The 15531-nt window shown below is 65.5% G+C and carries 14 protein-coding genes and 1 tRNA gene; all 15 read right to left on the bottom strand.

What is annotated here, in order from left to right; all coding sequences use genetic code 11:
• Positions 1 to 79: 79 nt before the first annotated feature.
• Positions 80 to 1012, bottom strand: coding sequence for a Bax inhibitor-1/YccA family membrane protein (locus tag ACTHQS_RS01215; RefSeq protein ID WP_440165349.1), 933 nt, complete (start codon positions 1010 to 1012; stop codon positions 80 to 82).
• Between the two features lie 152 nt (positions 1013 to 1164).
• On the bottom strand, positions 1165 to 1878 hold the full coding sequence (locus ACTHQS_RS01210) for an ABC transporter ATP-binding protein (protein ID WP_440165347.1): 714 nt from the start codon (positions 1876 to 1878) through the stop codon (positions 1165 to 1167).
• Positions 1865 to 2830, bottom strand: a complete 966-nt coding sequence (locus ACTHQS_RS01205) for an ABC transporter ATP-binding protein (RefSeq protein WP_440165346.1) — start codon at positions 2828 to 2830, stop codon at positions 1865 to 1867. The genes ACTHQS_RS01210 and ACTHQS_RS01205 overlap by 14 nt, the downstream gene beginning before the upstream one ends.
• On the bottom strand, positions 2827 to 4074 hold the full coding sequence (locus ACTHQS_RS01200) for a branched-chain amino acid ABC transporter permease (RefSeq protein WP_440165344.1): 1248 nt from the start codon (positions 4072 to 4074) through the stop codon (positions 2827 to 2829). Before ACTHQS_RS01200 ends, ACTHQS_RS01205 begins: the two co-directional genes overlap by 4 nt.
• Positions 4071 to 5078, bottom strand: coding sequence for a branched-chain amino acid ABC transporter permease (locus ACTHQS_RS01195; RefSeq protein ID WP_440165342.1), 1008 nt, complete (start codon positions 5076 to 5078; stop codon positions 4071 to 4073). Before ACTHQS_RS01195 ends, ACTHQS_RS01200 begins: the two co-directional genes overlap by 4 nt.
• A gap of 152 nt (positions 5079 to 5230) precedes the next feature.
• Complete coding sequence (locus ACTHQS_RS01190) at positions 5231 to 6463, bottom strand: branched-chain amino acid ABC transporter substrate-binding protein (protein ID WP_440165341.1); 1233 nt, start codon at positions 6461 to 6463, stop codon at positions 5231 to 5233.
• A gap of 246 nt (positions 6464 to 6709) precedes the next feature.
• Positions 6710 to 6783, bottom strand: a tRNA-Leu gene (locus tag ACTHQS_RS01185).
• Positions 6784 to 6895: 112 nt separating this feature from the next.
• Positions 6896 to 8362, bottom strand: coding sequence for an NAD(P)/FAD-dependent oxidoreductase (locus tag ACTHQS_RS01180; RefSeq protein WP_440165339.1), 1467 nt, complete (start codon positions 8360 to 8362; stop codon positions 6896 to 6898).
• A gap of 34 nt (positions 8363 to 8396) precedes the next feature.
• Positions 8397 to 9803 carry a S8 family serine peptidase gene (locus tag ACTHQS_RS01175; RefSeq protein WP_440165338.1) on the bottom strand — a complete coding sequence of 469 codons (1407 nt, stop codon included), beginning with the start codon at positions 9801 to 9803 and terminating at the stop codon, positions 8397 to 8399.
• Between the two features lie 5 nt (positions 9804 to 9808).
• Complete coding sequence (locus ACTHQS_RS01170; RefSeq protein WP_440165336.1) at positions 9809 to 10756, bottom strand: Ppx/GppA phosphatase family protein; 948 nt, start codon at positions 10754 to 10756, stop codon at positions 9809 to 9811.
• Complete coding sequence (locus ACTHQS_RS01165) at positions 10753 to 11424, bottom strand: DUF501 domain-containing protein (protein ID WP_440165334.1); 672 nt, start codon at positions 11422 to 11424, stop codon at positions 10753 to 10755. The genes ACTHQS_RS01170 and ACTHQS_RS01165 overlap by 4 nt, the downstream gene beginning before the upstream one ends.
• Positions 11425 to 11451: 27 nt before the next feature.
• Positions 11452 to 12132, bottom strand: coding sequence for an FtsB family cell division protein (locus ACTHQS_RS01160; RefSeq protein WP_440165332.1), 681 nt, complete (start codon positions 12130 to 12132; stop codon positions 11452 to 11454).
• 150 nt (positions 12133 to 12282) lie between these two features.
• Positions 12283 to 13563: a phosphopyruvate hydratase gene (gene eno / locus ACTHQS_RS01155; RefSeq protein WP_110542781.1), complete on the bottom strand. Its 1281-nt coding sequence runs from the start codon at positions 13561 to 13563 to the stop codon at positions 12283 to 12285.
• A gap of 118 nt (positions 13564 to 13681) precedes the next feature.
• Positions 13682 to 14263, bottom strand: coding sequence for a MazG nucleotide pyrophosphohydrolase domain-containing protein (locus ACTHQS_RS01150; RefSeq protein ID WP_440165833.1), 582 nt, complete (start codon positions 14261 to 14263; stop codon positions 13682 to 13684).
• Between the two features lie 79 nt (positions 14264 to 14342).
• Complete coding sequence (locus ACTHQS_RS01145) at positions 14343 to 15479, bottom strand: adenosine deaminase (protein ID WP_440165330.1); 1137 nt, start codon at positions 15477 to 15479, stop codon at positions 14343 to 14345.
• Positions 15480 to 15531 lie beyond the last annotated feature (52 nt).

The raw sequence follows: 15531 nt of genomic DNA, 5'->3' as shown, positions 1-15531 counted from the left end.
GCTTTAACGGCCGTGGGCCCCACCAGTTTGGTGGGGCCCACGGTTGCTTAACGTACGACGGCGGAAATTGCCGGAGTAGCTAGTCGTCGCCGCGCAGGATGGCCAGCAGGCGGATGATCTCCACATACAGCCAGACCAGTGTGACGGTCAGGCCGAAGGCCGCTGTCCAGGAGAAGCGCTGCGGGGCGCCGCTGCGGACGCCCGCCTCAATGCTGGTGAAGTCCATGATCAGCGAGAAGGCCGCAAGACCGATGGCCAGCAGGCCGATGAAGACACCCAGCGGGATGCCGAAGATTTCGACGCTGGTGCGCAGGCCGAACGGGCTCTGTACGGCGCCAGTCCAGACCAGCACCATGTTGACCAAGGAGAACAGGGCGTATCCGATGATGGCGATCATGAAGAACCGCATTGCCTTCGGTGTGGCCCGGACCTTGCCGCTCTTGAAGAGGACCAGTGTCACGGCGAACACCGAGAGCGTGCCGATTACTGCCTGCAGGCCAACACCCGGGTACATGGTGTCAAGGATCCTGGTCAGGCCGCCGAGGAAGAGGCCCTCGAGGGCCGCGTAGGCAAGGATCAGCGCCGGTGAGGGCTGCTTCTTGAAGGTGTTCACCAGGGCCAGCACGAAGCCGCCCAGGGCTCCGACAATCATCAGCATGGAGGCCAGCGGCAGGCCCACAGTGAGGGTGATGGCGGCGCCCACCAGCACGGCACCGAGGCATGCAGCGGTCTTCATGATGACGTCGTCGAACGTCATCCGGCCGGTGTCTGCGGGGCCGGCGGACGGCTGGCTGTACATCTGGCGCAGCTGGTCGTCGGTCATGCTCTGGGGCTGCGTGCCCCAGCCCTGCTGGCCGTAGGGTGCCTGGCCATACGGCTGCTGGCCATAGGGTGCCTGGCCATACGGCTGCTGCCCGTAAGGAGCGCCATAGGGAGCCTGCGGGACAGGCGGTGCCTGGGTGGCTCCACGGAAACTCTTTCCGTTGAAGATCGGGTTGCCGCCAAGTGCCATTGCGGGATTCCTCCATGTGGGGTGTGGGTGATGAGCTTTTGGTTACGCTACCAATTCCCACGTGGGGGCGGCCGCGAAAGTTCCCATGGGGCCCGGTTGCAACCGAACCGTGACCGTTACCGCCGGTTCGGCATCGGGCCCCATGAGGCGGACTACCCCACGCCCAGGTACGCCTCCTTGATGGAGGGATCCTCCAGCAACTGTTTGCCGGTGCCGCTGTGGGTGATCTCCCCCGTCTCCAGCACGAAGGCGCGGTGCGCTCCGGCCAGGGCCTGGTTGGCGTTCTGCTCCACGACCAGGACCGTGGTGCCCTGGTTGTTGATTTCCTTGATGATCTTGAAGATCTGGCGGATGAACTGCGGTGCGAGTCCCATGGACGGCTCATCGAGCAGCAGGAGTTTCGGGTTTGACATCAGGGCCCGGCCGATGGCCAGCATCTGCTGCTCGCCGCCCGACATGGTCCCGCCGTACTGCTTTTCCCGCTCCTTCAACCGCGGAAACAAGTCAAACACGCGGTCCAGGTCCTTGGGTACGCTGCTTCTGTCCTTGCGCCCGAACGTTCCCATGTCGAGGTTTTCCATGACGGTCATGCCCGGAAAGATGCCGCGCCCTTCCGGGGCCTGGGAGATTCCGTGGACCACCCGGATGTGGGCCTTCATCTTGGTGATGTCCTGGCCCGCGAAGGTGATCCTGCCTTCGGTGCAGTTCAGCAGGCCGGAGATGGTCCGCATGGTGGTGGTCTTGCCGGCGCCGTTGGCACCGATCAGCGCCACCACTTCGCCTTCGTTGACGGTAAAGGAGATGTCCCGCAGGGCCTGGATTCGGCCGTAGTGGACGGACACTCCCTTAAGTTCAAGCAACGTCATCTTCAGGCTCCCCTAGGTAAGCAGCAATAACACGCGGGTCTTCGCGGATCTCACGCGGCAGTCCGTCCGCGATCTTTTTCCCGAATTCCAGCACGACGATCCGGTCTGTCACGCCCATGACGAGTTTCATGTCGTGCTCGATGAGCAGGACGGTGTAGCCCTCGTCCCTGATGGTGCGGATGAGGGCCATCAGTTCCTCTTTTTCGGCGGGATTGAACCCGGCCGCGGGCTCGTCCAGGCAGAGCACCTTTGGATCAGTGGCCAGGGCCCGGGCAATCTCAAGCCGGCGCTGGTAGCCGTAAGGCAGTTGCCGGGACAGGACATGTGCATGGCTGCCGATGCCCACGAAGTCCAGCAGGGCCATGCCACGCTCGATGGCGGATTTTTCCTCCCTGATGTGGGTGGGCAGGCGAAGCAGCGCTCCGCCTACGCTGGTGCGGTGCCGGGCGTCCAAACCGACCACCACGTTTTCAAGGGCGGTCATCTCGCCGAACAACCGGATGTTCTGGAACGTGCGGGACAGTCCCAGCCGGGTGATTTTGTGCTGCTTGATGCCGTTCAGGACTTGGCCCTCCAGCACGACTTTCCCGCTGGTGGGCTTGTAGACGCCGGTCATCGCGTTGAAGCAGGTGGTCTTGCCTGCGCCGTTGGGTCCGATGAGCCCCAGGATTTCGCCACGCTTGATGTTGAAGCTGATGTTGTCCAGTGCCACGAGGCCACCGAACTTGATGGTCAGGTTCTGCACTTCGACAATGTTGTCCCCAACCTTGACCGCGATATCGCGGTCCGGTGCAACCTTCTCGGCCAGTTCCTGGTCCACCCCGGCCTCGGCGAGGGCATCCATATCCAGCTCAGGTGCGATGGGGGCCGCCGAGCCGTCCTGGACCGTGTTGTCCTGGGCCGCCTGCTCCTCCACACTGCTGGAGCCCGTGTGCCTTTCCTCGGAGCTCATGCCTCCGCTCCTCTCTGTCCGGGAACGCGGGAGTCAGGACCCGCCGCTGGATTGTCCGTGTCTTTCGGCTCCGTGCCATCGCGGCTGGTGACCTTGTTCAGTGCCGTCCTGCCGTAGGCCAGCAGCCGCTGCCGCGCGGGCAGCAGTCCCTGGGAACGGAAGATCATGATCAGCACCAGCGCGATCCCGAAGATCAGGTATTTGTATTCGGCGATGGCCGTGAACCTGAGCGGGATGTAGCTGACCAGGGCTCCACCCAGGATTGCGCCCACTTTGTTACCGGCCCCGCCCAGCACAACTGCGGCGAGGAACAGGATGGACGTGGTGACGTCGAACTTCTGGTTGTTGACGAACCCCACCTGCCCGGCGAACAGGGCGCCGGACAGGCCACCGATCGCAGCGCCGATGGCGAATGCCCACACCTTGTATTTGAAGGTGGGAACGCCCATGATTTCGGCGGCGTCCTCGTCCTCGCGGATGGCGATCCAGGCGCGGCCAACCCGGCTGCGTTCCAGGTTGCCCACCAGGAGGGTGACGATGATGATGATGGTCAGCGTCAGCCAGTACCAGGGCACGCCGTTCGAGTTGGAGAAGATAGGTGTTCCGTCCGCCTCGGTACCTGGCGGGTGGCCGACGTTCTGGAAGCCCACCTGGCCCTTCATGGCCGGAATGATGGTCGCCAGGATGCGGACGATTTCGCCGAACCCGAGCGTCACGATGGCAAGATAGTCGCCCCTCAGGCGCAGTGTGGGCACACCCAGCACCACGCCGAAGAACATGGTGACTGCCATGGCCACCGGAATGGTCCACAGGTACGGGATGTGCAGGAAGGGCGAGTCGGGACTGGTCAGCATGGCCGCGCAGTAGGAACCGACTGCGAAGAAGGCGACATATCCCAGGTCCAGCAGGCCGGCATACCCCACCACAACGTTGAGGCCGACGGCGATCAGCGCGAACCGGGCCATGTCGAAGCAGGCCAGTGCGAAGTTGTTGCCGGGCTCAGTGGTGATGATGGGCGGGTTGAGCAGCGGAAGCAGGTAGGCAAGTACCACGACGACCACCAGGAATGCCCACTGCTGTTGGCGGGACAAGGCATGCCAGCGGTCGGAGAAGTACCCGGACTTGCGCTTCCCGCGTTGGCGGAGGTCGCTCTTGCCCGCTGCCTTCGATGATGCTTCGCGGTCCTCTGCCGCCTGCTCGGCCGCGGCTGTCGGCAGCGGCGTGGGGCCGTCCGTCATACTCATGCTTTGCTCCTTCCAAGGGAGGTGCCCAGGATGCCTTCGGGCCGCAGCAGCAGCACGAGCACCAGCACCACGAACGCCACGACGTCGGTCCACTGCGAGTTGCCCAGCAGGATCTGGCCGTAGTTGCCGATCAGGCCAAGGAGCAGTCCGCCCAGCAGTGCTCCACGGACGTTGCCGATGCCGCCGAGCACCGCGGCAGCGAACGCCTTGATGCCCAGGACGAAACCACCGCTGTACTGGACACCGGACGGGATTTTCATGACGTAGAACAAGGCGGCGGCTCCTGCGAGCAGGCCTCCGATGATGAAGGTGGTAATAATGATGCGCTCTTTGTTGACGCCCATCAACGTGGCGGTATCGGGGTCCTGGGCAACCGCACGGATGCCGCGGCCGGTCCGCGATTTGCTGATGAACCTGTCGATGCCCACCATCATGATCACCGCGGCGATGATGATCACCAGCTGCTGGGAGTCGACGATGGTGCCGAAGACATCGAAGATGGGCGTGGGCCGGAACATGGTCAGGGCCAGTTCGGGACTGGGACCGCGCCAGAGGTAGATCAGGTACTGGATGGTGAAGGAAGCACCGATGGCGGTGATCAGGAAGACCAGGCGCGGGGCGTTCCGCTGGCGGAGCGGCTTATAGGCGATGCGTTCCAGCAGGAAGGCTGTCACCGCGGAGGCAACCATGGCCAGGACCAGCGCCAGCAGCAGGTTGAGGATGATGGCCCAGATGTCCAGCCGGGGAACGGAAGGACCAAATCCGAGGCTGCTGAGGGTAAAGAAGACTGCATAGCAGCCAACGATGAACACTTCCGAGTGGGCGAAGTTGATCAGGTTCAGCACGCCGTAGACCAGGGTGTACCCCAGCGCTACGAGTGCATAGATGGCCCCGAATGTGAGGCCGTCAAAGGTGGCACTCCAGAAGTTCTGGGCCAGGGACGGTATGTCGAAGGTGATCCAGTCGTTTTCCATCGGGAGTAGTGGGACAAGAGAGGGAAGCATGGGAACATCCTGATCCAGTTGCACGCGGCCTTGTGGGCCCGGCCGTGGGACTTGTGTCTATTGACCTGAAGTGGTCATGGGCTGCTGCCGAACGAAGAAAAGGCTGTGGGGGCCGCAACTGCTGGCCCCCACAGCCGATTTCGCGCGGGCTGCTACTCCCCGATGGGGCCGACGGGGACAATCTTCCCGTTTTCCACCTTGTAGCCGTAAACGGTCGGGGCCTGGAGCTCGCCCTTGGCGTCCCACTTGTAGTGCTTGCTCAGGCCGTCCTTGTCGTAGGCCTTGACCCAGGCCAGCAGGTCCGCACGGCTTTGCTTGCCTGCGTCGATGCCGGAGAGGAGGACGGTGGCGGCGTCGTAACCTTCGATCGAGTACGTTCCGGGTTCTGCACCCTTGGCGATGTCCTTGTACGCCGACGCGAAGTCCGAGATCAGTTCACCAGGGATGCAGGGGCAGGTGAAGTAGGCGTTGTTCGAGGCATCGCCTGCCTGCTTGATGAACTGGTCGTCCTTGACGCCATCCGGGGCCACGAACGTTCCGGTGAAGCCCTTGCCAACCAGCTGCTGGTCAAAGGGGGCGCCCTCGGCGTAATAGCCTGCGTAGAACACAGCGTCAGCCTTGGCGTTCATGATCTTGGAAATGACTGCCGAGAAGTCCTTCTGGCCCGTGGTTACCTTTTCCGTCCCGGCCAGTGCACTGCCCAGTCCTGCGGAGGTGGAGGTGCCCAGGCCAATGCCGTAGTCGGAGTCGTCCTGGACCAGGTAGACCTTCTTGGCGCCGAGCTTGCCCGTGAGGAACTTGGCGGCTGCCGGACCCTGGACGGCGTCATTGCCGAGGCCCCGGAAGAAGGTGGTCCAGCCGTTCTCTGTCAGGGTGGGGTTGGTGGCCGACGGGGTGATGTGGACCAGGCCCTTCTGCTCGAAGATGTTGCCCGTCGCCTTGGATTCGCCGGAGAACGGGAGCCCGACGACACCCAGAATGTCCGGCTCGCTCACCAGCTGGGTGACGGGGCCGGTGGCCTTATTGGGATCGCCTTCGGTATCGAACTTCTTGAACTGGACCTGGCAGCCGGGATTGGCCTTGTTGTGCTGGTCGATGGCGAGCTGGATGCCGTTGAAGATGTTGACGCCGAGCTGGGCGTTGGGGCCAGTCTGTGCGCCTGCGTAGGCCAGCGTGGTGGTCGAAGGGCAGGTCGCCTTGCCGTCACCGGCGGGCTTTACGGCTCCTGAGGGGACGTCCACTTTCGAAATGGCGGGAATGTTCACCTTGTTGGACGAACCCGAGCTTTCCGTGGTGCCGGGGCCCGCCTGGTTGGCACAGGCCGACAGCAGCATGCTGAAGGTAGCTGCCGCTGCCAACGAGGTGAGGACTTTCTTTCGGTACATTTGTCTGCCTTCCGAAACAGGGCCATGCGATGCGCGTGCGGATCAATGGGCGCTTCGGCGCCCGGAATGGGACCAGGTATTCCTGATTTAGCTTCAAGCTAGTGCATAGACAGCAGCGAAACTAAGTGACTGAGGTCACAGCCTTATAACAGTCGTTGCCTATGCGGAATTAAACGCAGGAAGCCGCCTGCATCGCAGGCGGCTTCCTGGTGGCCGCGCGTTGGCGGGCGCCGGAGGGGACAGTTGTACCCCAGGTGGGACTCGAACCCACAACACGCGGATTTTAAGTCCGCTGCCTCTGCCAATTGGGCTACTGGGGCGCCGGGTCAATGGTACCTGCCCAGGACGCATTGGCTGGAAACGCCGACGGCGGCCGCCCCGCAAAGGGGACAGCCGCCGTCGGACGCTGTGAAGCGAGGTGGAACAGACGCGCTACTTGGCGTTGGCCGCTACCGTTTCCTTGGGAGCGGCGGCGCCGGCAACGCTGGAGCCGGCGGCAGGCACCGCTGCGGGTGCAGCGGCAGGCTTCGGCGCCGGGGTGGCTGCCGAAACAAAGGCACCGCGGGGGTTGTCCAGGTCCGTCAGCTGCGTGGTGTCGCGTCCGGCGAAGAAGCCGATGATCCAGTTCAGGATGACGCGGAACTTGCGCTCAAAAGTGGGCATGGCCATGCCGTGGTAGCCGCGGTGGGCCAACCAGGCGAGTCCGCCCTTGAGGCCGATGCGGCCCAGGAGGTTGATGTTGGCAACGCCCTTCCATTCGCCGAAGCCGGCCACGGCACCAAGGTTCTTGTGCTTGTAGTCAGCCAGCGGCTTGTCCCAGCGGGAAGCCCACAGGTTCTTCGCAAGGCGCTTGGCCTGGCGCAGGGCGTGCTGGGCGTTGGGCACGCAGGTGCCGTCCGGGAGGCCCTTGCCGGTGAGGTCCGGAACAGCGGCGATGTCGCCGGCAGCCCAGGCGTTCTCGACGATGCCTTCGTCGCCGGCGATCCGCAGGTCCGGCAGGACGCGGACGCGGCCGCGGGGCTCGAGCGGGAAGTCGGTGGAGCGGACCATCGGGTTCGCCTGCACACCGGCCGTCCACACGAGGGTGTCTGCTTCGAATTCCTGGGCGGGGGTCTTGTCCGGCAGGTTGATCAGCTTCAGGGTGCCTTCTGCGCTGTCCAGCGAGGTGTTCAGGAGGACTTCGATGCCGCGGCTGCGCAGGTGCTCGACTACCCAGTCAGCCTGCTTGGCGGTGACCTCGGGCATGATGCGGCCCATGGCTTCGACCAGGACGAAGCGGACTTCCTCCTGCTTGATGCGCGGGTTGTTGCGCACGGCTGCGCGGGCGAGGTCTTCCATCTCGGTAATGCATTCGATGCCGGCGAAGCCGCCGCCGACCACCACGAAGGTGAGGGCCCGGGCGCGGGCGGCGGGGTCGGTCATGGTGGAGGCAACCTCGATGCGCTCCAGCAGCTTGTTGCGCAGCGCAACGGCTTCCTCGATGGTCTTCAGGCCGATGCCCTTGTCCGCAAGGCCCTTGATGGGGAAGGTGCGGGTGATGGCGCCGGCTGCGAGCACGACGTCGAAGTAAGGAACCTCGAAGTTCCCGCCGCCGTCGGCCGGAGCCACCACGGCCGTCCGGTTGACGTGGTCGATCGACGTGACGCGGCCCTGGATGAGTTCCGTCTGCTTGAGGTGCTGCCGGTGCGAGACCACGGCGTGGCGGGCTTCGATGTTGCCGCCGGCCACCTCGGGAAGGAAGGGCTGGTAAGTCATGTAGGGCAGGGGATCAACGACGGTAACAATGCCACCGGCGTTCGCGATCTTCTTCTGCAGTTTCAGTGCTACGTACAGGCCGACGTACCCGCCGCCGACGACGAGTACCCTGGGACGGTCCTGGAGCTGTGGGGTGGTTGCCATTCCTCAAGGATACAGGAGTTTGTGAAAATCTTCACTAGCCCCCGGACCCCTTCGTAACCTGGGAATCCGGGCGTGTTTTGAGGCTTTCCATGACTCCCGTATCAGGTTCTTCCAAAGCGGGGGAAGGGTTGCGCGCAGCCCTTCGGAGCTGGACGGCAGCCGCGGCAATGATTGCCACGAACAGGGCGGCAAAACCGATCACGACGGCGGCGCCGATGGCACTGTCGCGCTGGGACGGCGCCTTGGCCGCGGGAACGGTGGCTTCGGGCAGCGTGGGTGCCGCACTGGGCGCGTGCGTTGCGGTGGGCACCGGGGTGGCCGGCGCGGCGTTGCCACGCCTGTGCACGCGGATCCACTCGGCGATGGTGCCCAGCGGGTTGACCGAGACCTCCGGGACGTCTGCCTTGAGCGCCGCCTCGGCATTGAGGATGCCGTAGCCGTACAGCGGATCCTTGCCCGGGGTTCCGGCGTCCTTTGCCGTAGAGACAATCCGGTTGATCACCTGCTCGGCGCTCATGTCCGGCCACTTGGACCGGATCAGCGCGGCAACGCCGGAGACGATGGGGGTGGACCCGGATGTTCCGGCCCATTCGGCGTAGCTACCGCCAGGGAGGCCGCCCAGGAGGTTCTCGGCGGGGGCAGCCACTCCGATGCTGATGCCCTGGGAGGAAGCGTCCACGCTGGCGTCATTCTTGCGGTCCAGCCCGGCAACGGTGAGTACGCCGGGGATGGTGGCGGGGGCGCCTACCTGGGTATTGCCCCCCACCCGGTTTCCGGCGGCGGCGACGATGACCACGTCCTTCTGCTCGGCGTAGAGGAAGGCGGCGTCCCAGCTTTGCGGCCACTGCGGCGTGGTGCTGCCGAGCGAGATGTTGATGACCTTGGCGCCGTTGTCCACCGCCCAGCGGACCGCTTCGGGAATCTGGTCCTGGTCGCTCTTGCCCGAAGGGTTGGCGGAACCCAGCCATGTCGAGACAGAGAGGAGCTGCGCTTCGGGCGCCACGCCCATGATGCCGTCAGGCGGAACAACCGGCCCGGGGCTGGGGCTGGGACTCGCGCTGGCGGGCTGGTGACCGCGGCCGGCCAGCATGGTGGCTACCAGGGTGCCGTGTTCAGGCTTGGAGCCCACGCTTTTCTGGCCGTCCGGCTGGCCCGAGCCGGAGGCGTCGTAACCGCCGACGACTGCGCCTTTGAGGTCCGGGTGCTGGGCATCGATGCCGCTGTCGATGATGGCCACCTTCACGCCGGCGCCCTTTGACACCTCCCACGCCTTGGTAATGCCGGAGTCTGCCAGCCAGTATTCCTTGTCGCGCCACTCGTCGGCGCGTGCGGCGGGGGCCGAGAACAGGCCGGCGCAGAGGCAGCACGCGGCCAGCAGGACGGCGACGGCGGCGGCCGCAGCACGTGATACCAACCGGGTTGGAGCTGATGTGGTGTGCATGGGGCCTACCCGATACTCAGCGCGATGCCGTCAAGGATGTCGTGCTCGCTTGCGGTGGCCGCGGTGATCCTCCCGCCGGTCAACTCCCCCATCCGTTCCAGGATGCGCCGCCACACCAGTCCCCCGGCGCCGATGACGTCCACGCGGCCGGGGTGCATGTACGGCAGCGCCGCGCGGCGGGCGCGGGTCATGCCCAGGAGGTCGGTGGCGGCGCCGCGGATGTCCGCGATGGGAAGCGCGGCCCCATGGATTGCGGTGGGGGAATATTCCGGCAGGCGGAGCGCGTGCGCGGTGATGGTGGTGACGGACCCGGCAACACCGACGACGGCGGTGGCGCGTTCCAGGGGCACGTCGCGCCCGGCGCGGGCCATGGCTGCGTCCACGTCGGCTTCCGCGGCGGCAATCTGTTCCGCGGTGGGTGGATCGTTGCGCAGGTGGCGTTCCGTCAGCCGGACGCAGCCGATGTCCACGGACTTGGCGGCAATGACGCCGGCCGCGGTGCCCAGGACGAACTCCGTGCTTCCCCCGCCGAGGTCCACCACGAGCACCTGCTGGCCGTCGAGGACAGGCAGGACGCTGCTGGCCCCGGCAAAGGACAAGGCCGCCTCCTCGTCCCCGGAGATGACCTCCGGTTCCACTCCCAGCAGCTCCCTGACGCCGTCCACGAAGACGTTGCGGTTGCGCGCGTCGCGGCTTGCGGAGGTGGCCACAAACCGGATCCGCCCAGCACCGTGCACCTTGATCAGGCGGGCATAGTCGGCTGTTGCGCCAAGCGTGCGCTCCAGCGCTTCGGGGGCAAGTTCGCCGGTGGCGTCCACGCCCTGGCCCAGCCGGACCACCCGCATTTCGCGGTGGACGTCGGTGAGCTTTGTGCTGCCGTTGCTGCGGTCAATGTCAGCGATGAGGAGCCGGATGGAGTTGGTGCCGCAGTCGATGGCGGCGACGCGGGTCATTCCGCCGCTCCTGTGGTTCCTGCGGATTTCCGGACCGGGGCGGGGCGGCCCACGATATCCGGCAGCCCTTGGGGCCCGTGGCGGCTCAGGTCCCGGGAGGGTGCCTCGCCGGTGGTGTCCCAGGCGCCGTCGCAGTGGCATGTATCGGCGGTCCACCATTCGCTGATCATATCCAGCGCCTGGTCCCCCAAGGGGTTGATGCCGCTGCCCGCAGCCAGGGAGTGGCCCACCAGGACGTGCAGGCATTTGACGCGCGTGGGCATCCCCCCGGCCGAGACACCATCGATTTCAGGCACCGGGCCGATTCCGGAGCGCTGGCCAATGGCGTCGCGGGCGGCCAGGTACTCCTCGTGGGCCGCCCGGTAGGCAGCGGCAAGCCCGGCGTCTCCGGCCAGCTGTTCGTTCATGCTGTTCATGACCCCTGCCGCTTCAAGCCTGGAAACCGCGGACGTGATCACCGGGTGCGTCAGGTAGAAGGTGGTGGGGAACGGGGTGCCGTTGCTGAGCCGGGGCGCGGTGGCGGCTACCAGCGGGTTGCCGCAGATGCAGCGGGCCGGAATCTCCACGACGTCGCGGACGGGACGGCCCAGCTGCCGGCTCAGTACTTCAAGGTCGTGTGCTGTTGGTTGGCGGGATTCGTCCCGGGCGGCTGCCGTGTTGTGTTCCACTGTCGCGGGCCGTCCTTCCTGTGCGGTTCAGTCTGTGGCCGCGCGCCTGATGGACTCCCACAGGGAATCCACCCACGGCAGATCGGCGGGGTCTTGTGCTACTGCGCCGGCGGGGCTACTGCTTTCTCCGGCCGGCTCATCGCTGCCAAAAACCCAGTAGCCGGTTTCGCCCGGCATAACCATGTTAATGCGGTCGCGGGCCTGCTGCTTGACGTAGTTGGGATCCTGCCAGCGCGAAACCTGCTGGCGGAGGGCGTCACCTTCGGCCTGGCGTGCGGCGATATCAGCGTTCAGGGCGTCGATTTCGGCCTTCTTGTCGAAAAAGATCTTCACCGTGGGCGCCAGCATGATGGTGATGGCGACCATTACCACGGCCAGTGCGAGCATGCGGCCGGAGAACGCCTTGGCGGGGACAGGATGCTGCTCCTCTTCAGGGCTGCGGGCATCCGTGCCGTCAACCGGGCTGCTGCCTTTGCGCCCGGCGGACGGCTTGGGCGCGTTGGCCTCCCCCGCTTTTCCGCCGCGCCGGGCCGGAGTTCCGCGCCCGTGGTTGTCCTTTGAAGCTGCCGGCGCTGCCGGAGCCGTGCCCCTTGCCGGCCGGAAATCCGCACGGATCACCTCGGCACCGCTGGAGGATCCGTCGTCGTCCGTTGCCTTGGCTGGACGGGCGGGGGCGACCTTGGGAACTTTGGGGCGGCGGGTAGCCATGACACTCCTGAAACGCAGCCTGCCGGGGCCGCCACTATCTGTGCTGGACGTTCACTGCTGGACAGACACTGCTGGACAGACACTGCTGGAAACAACAGCGGTGGCTATGGTCTTTCAACCATAGCCACCGCGGATGGGTTTAGGCGGTTACTAGCCCTTGAAACGCGGGAACGCGCTGCGTCCGGCGTAGCGTGCGGCGTCGTCCAGTTCCTCTTCGATGCGCAGCAGCTGGTTGTACTTGGCTACGCGCTCGGAGCGGGCCGGGGCACCGGTCTTGATCTGGCCGGCGTTGGTGGCCACAGCGATGTCGGCGATGGTGGTGTCCTCGGTTTCGCCGGAGCGGTGCGAGGTGATGGTGGTGTAGCCGGCACGCTGGGCCAGGCTGACGGCGTCCAGGGTCTCGGTCAGCGAACCGATCTGGTTGACCTTGACCAGCAGGGAGTTGGCGGTCCGGGTGTCGATGCCGCGCTGCAGGATGGACGGGTTGGTGACGAAGAGGTCGTCACCAACCAGCTGGACCTTGTCGCCGATGGCGTCGGTGAGGGTCTTCCAGCCGTCCCAGTCGTTCTCGTCCAGCGGGTCTTCGATGGAAACCAGCGGGTAGTCGGCAACGAGTTCGCCGTAGTAGGCGCTCATGTCGCTGGCGGACAGGGACTTGCCTTCGAACTGGTAGGCGCCGTCCTTGTAGAACTCGGAGGAGGCAACGTCCAGGGCGAGGGCGATGTCCTTGCCCGGGGTGTAGCCGGCGTTCTTGATGGCCTCGGTGATGAGGTCCAGGGCTGCGCGGTTGGACGGCAGGTTCGGCGCGAAGCCGCCTTCGTCGCCGAGGCCGGTGGACAGGCCCTTCTGCTGTAGGACGGACTTGAGGTTGTGGTAGACCTCAACGCCCCAGCGCAGGCCCTCGGAGAAGGTCTCGGCGCCGATGGGGGCGATCATGAATTCCTGGATGTCGACGTCGGAGTCGGCGTGGGAGCCACCGTTGAGGATGTTCATCAGCGGCACGGGCAGGACGTGGGCGTTGGGGCCGCCCAGGTACTTGTAGAGCGGCAGGTCAGCGGAGGCTGCGGCTGCGTTGGCCACGGCCAGGGAAACGCCCAGGATGGCGTTGGCGCCCAGCTTGCCCTTGTTGGGCGTGCCGTCCAGGTCCAGCATGGCCTGGTCGATACTGCGCTGGTCGGTCGCGTCGAAGCCGGTCAGGGCGGGGGCGATCTGGTCGATCACGGCGTCGACGGCCTTCTGCACGCCCTTGCCCAGGTAGCGGCCCTTGTCGCCGTCACGCAGTTCGACGGCCTCGTGCTCACCGGTGGAGGCACCGGAGGGAACCGCCGCGCGGCCGATCTGGCCGTCCGACAGCAGGACTTCAACTTCAACAGTGGGGTTGCCGCGGGAATCGAGGATCTCGCGGGCGTGGATGGCATCGATAAGCGCCATGAATTTGCTCCTTATGGGCGATTAACGGGGGGAATCAGGCAAAAAACTCGACGTACTCGTCACGGACCAGCGTAGTCGAGAGTGCTCCGGGTTACTCAAACCGGCCAAGGTCCGGCCGTCATGATGGCGCTGGGTCGCTGTCGTTGCCGTGGTACCGGCGGACAGCGGCCCGCAGCGCGCGCTCGGCGTCCATGCCGCTGTCCCGGGCGGACCGCACGACGGCGAGCAGCAGGTCTCCGAGCTCCTCCTCGCTTTCAGGCACGGAAGTTCCCGCGGGGAGCCCGAGGGCCGCCCGTGCCGCACGGTCCAGCGACTTCTGCGCCCGGGCCAGCGCCGGGAGTGCCTGCGGGATACCTTCGAAGGGGTCCTGCCGTTCCGGCTTTTCGGCCCGCTTGACGGCATCCCACTTCTGTTCGATCTCGTCCACGGTGGCGGGGAAGCTGTCCTGCAGGGAGCCGTCTGGCTTGAAGACGTGCGGGTTCCGGCGCACCATTTTGGCACCCAGGCCGCGCGCCACGTCGTCGAACGTGAACGCACCGCGCTCCTCTGCCAGCCGGGCGTGCAGGACCACCTGGAGCAGCACGTCACCCAGTTCGCCCTGCAGTTCGGCATCGGAGTGACCCTCCTCGATGGTCTCGGCCACTTCGTAGGCCTCCTCCAGGAGGTATTCCACCAGCGACTCGTGGGTCAGCGCGCCCATCCAGGGGCAATGCATGCGCAGCTGGGCGATCTGGTCCAGCAGATCCGCCGTGGCGAGGCTGCCGGAGACGGGACGCTGGTCAGCCAAGGTTGGCGTAGGCGTCGTTGATGTACTCCACCAGCGCTTCCTTTTCCTCCAGGGGCAGGAAGGATGCCTCGGCGGCGTTGAGGGTCAGTTCCAGCAGGTCGTCGAGGTCGTAGTCGAAGGTTTCCACCAGCAGGTTGAACTCGTCGGTCAGGGTGACACCGCTCATGAGGCGGTTGTCCGTGTTGATGGTGACGTTGAAGCCCAGCTGGTAGAGCATGTCCAGGGGGTGGCTTTCAATGCCGTCACCGAATTCCGCGATCGCGCCCGTCTGCAGGTTGGAGGAAGGGCAGATTTCCAGGGCGATGCCGCGGTCGCGGACCCAGCTGGAGAGGTCGCCCAGGGTGACCAGGCCGACGGTGTCTCCGGCTTCCTCGTCGTCGTCGAATTCCACCATGATGTCCTCGGCGATGCGTACGCCGTGTCCCAGGCGGAGGGCGCGGCCGTCCACCAGGGCGGACTGGATGCTCTCCAGCCCGGCTGCTTCACCGGCATGCACGGTGGCGGGGAAATTGTGCTGGGCGAGGTAGGTGAAGGCGTCCTTGAAGCGGCTGGGCAGGAAACCGTCTTCCGCGCCGGCGATGTCAAAGCCCACGGCACCCTTGTTGCGGTGGCGCACCGCCAGTTCGGCGATCTCCTGGCCCCGGTCGGCATGGCGCATGGCCGTGATCAGCTGGCCCACCTGGATCTCGTGCCCGCTTTCGGAGACGGCCTCGACGCCGGCCTCCAGGCCTTCCTGGACCGCCTCCACGGCCTCGTCAAGGCTCAGCCCCTTCTGGAGGTGCTGCTCGGGCGCCCACCGCACTTCGCCGTACACCACGCCGTCGTCAGCGAGGTCCTCAACGAATTCCTTGGCCACGCGGAACAGGCCCTCGTAGGTCTGCATGACCGCCACGGTGTGGTCAAAGGTCTCCAGGTATCGGACCAGGGATCCGGAGTCGGCTGATTCGCGGAACCACTGCCCCAGGGCCACAGGGTCCGTTGAGGGGAGCGTGTGGCCAACGGCCTGCGCCAGCTCGATGATGGTGGCTGGACGGAGTCCTCCGTCCAGGTGGTCGTGAAGGGAAACCTTGGGCAGGCTCTTCAGGTCAAAATCGATGGCAGGGGCAGCGTCAACAATGGGCTCAGTCACGTTCCCACCTTAGGGTGGGCCGCAGTTCAATGCCAGCCGTTCAAAGCCGGCA

It is taken from the genome of Arthrobacter sp. SAFR-044, assembly GCF_051965175.1.
GTDB lineage: Bacteria > Actinomycetota > Actinomycetes > Actinomycetales > Micrococcaceae > Arthrobacter.
Note: the sequence above shows the minus strand (reverse complement) of the source record. Positions and strands in the feature narration are given on the sequence as shown.

Bases quoted from the DNA above. Each gene is read 5' to 3' on its own strand.
- ACTHQS_RS01215 (WP_440165349.1), bottom strand. From the start codon at position 1,012: ATGGCACTTGGCGGCAACCCGATCTTCAACGGAAAGAGTTTCCGTGGA.
- ACTHQS_RS01210 (WP_440165347.1), bottom strand. From the start codon at position 1,878: ATGACGTTGCTTGAACTTAAGGGAGTGTCCGTCCACTACGGCCGAATC.
- ACTHQS_RS01205 (WP_440165346.1), bottom strand. From the start codon at position 2,830: ATGAGCTCCGAGGAAAGGCACACGGGCTCCAGCAGTGTGGAGGAGCAG.
- ACTHQS_RS01200 (WP_440165344.1), bottom strand. From the start codon at position 4,074: ATGAGTATGACGGACGGCCCCACGCCGCTGCCGACAGCCGCGGCCGAG.
- ACTHQS_RS01195 (WP_440165342.1), bottom strand. From the start codon at position 5,078: ATGCTTCCCTCTCTTGTCCCACTACTCCCGATGGAAAACGACTGGATC.
- ACTHQS_RS01190 (WP_440165341.1), bottom strand. From the start codon at position 6,463: ATGTACCGAAAGAAAGTCCTCACCTCGTTGGCAGCGGCAGCTACCTTC.
- ACTHQS_RS01180 (WP_440165339.1), bottom strand. From the start codon at position 8,362: ATGGCAACCACCCCACAGCTCCAGGACCGTCCCAGGGTACTCGTCGTC.
- ACTHQS_RS01175 (WP_440165338.1), bottom strand. From the start codon at position 9,803: ATGCACACCACATCAGCTCCAACCCGGTTGGTATCACGTGCTGCGGCC.
- ACTHQS_RS01170 (WP_440165336.1), bottom strand. From the start codon at position 10,756: ATGACCCGCGTCGCCGCCATCGACTGCGGCACCAACTCCATCCGGCTC.
- ACTHQS_RS01160 (WP_440165332.1), bottom strand. From the start codon at position 12,132: ATGGCTACCCGCCGCCCCAAAGTTCCCAAGGTCGCCCCCGCCCGTCCA.
- eno (WP_110542781.1), bottom strand. From the start codon at position 13,563: ATGGCGCTTATCGATGCCATCCACGCCCGCGAGATCCTCGATTCCCGC.
- ACTHQS_RS01150 (WP_440165833.1), bottom strand. From the start codon at position 14,263: ATGGGCGCGCTGACCCACGAGTCGCTGGTGGAATACCTCCTGGAGGAG.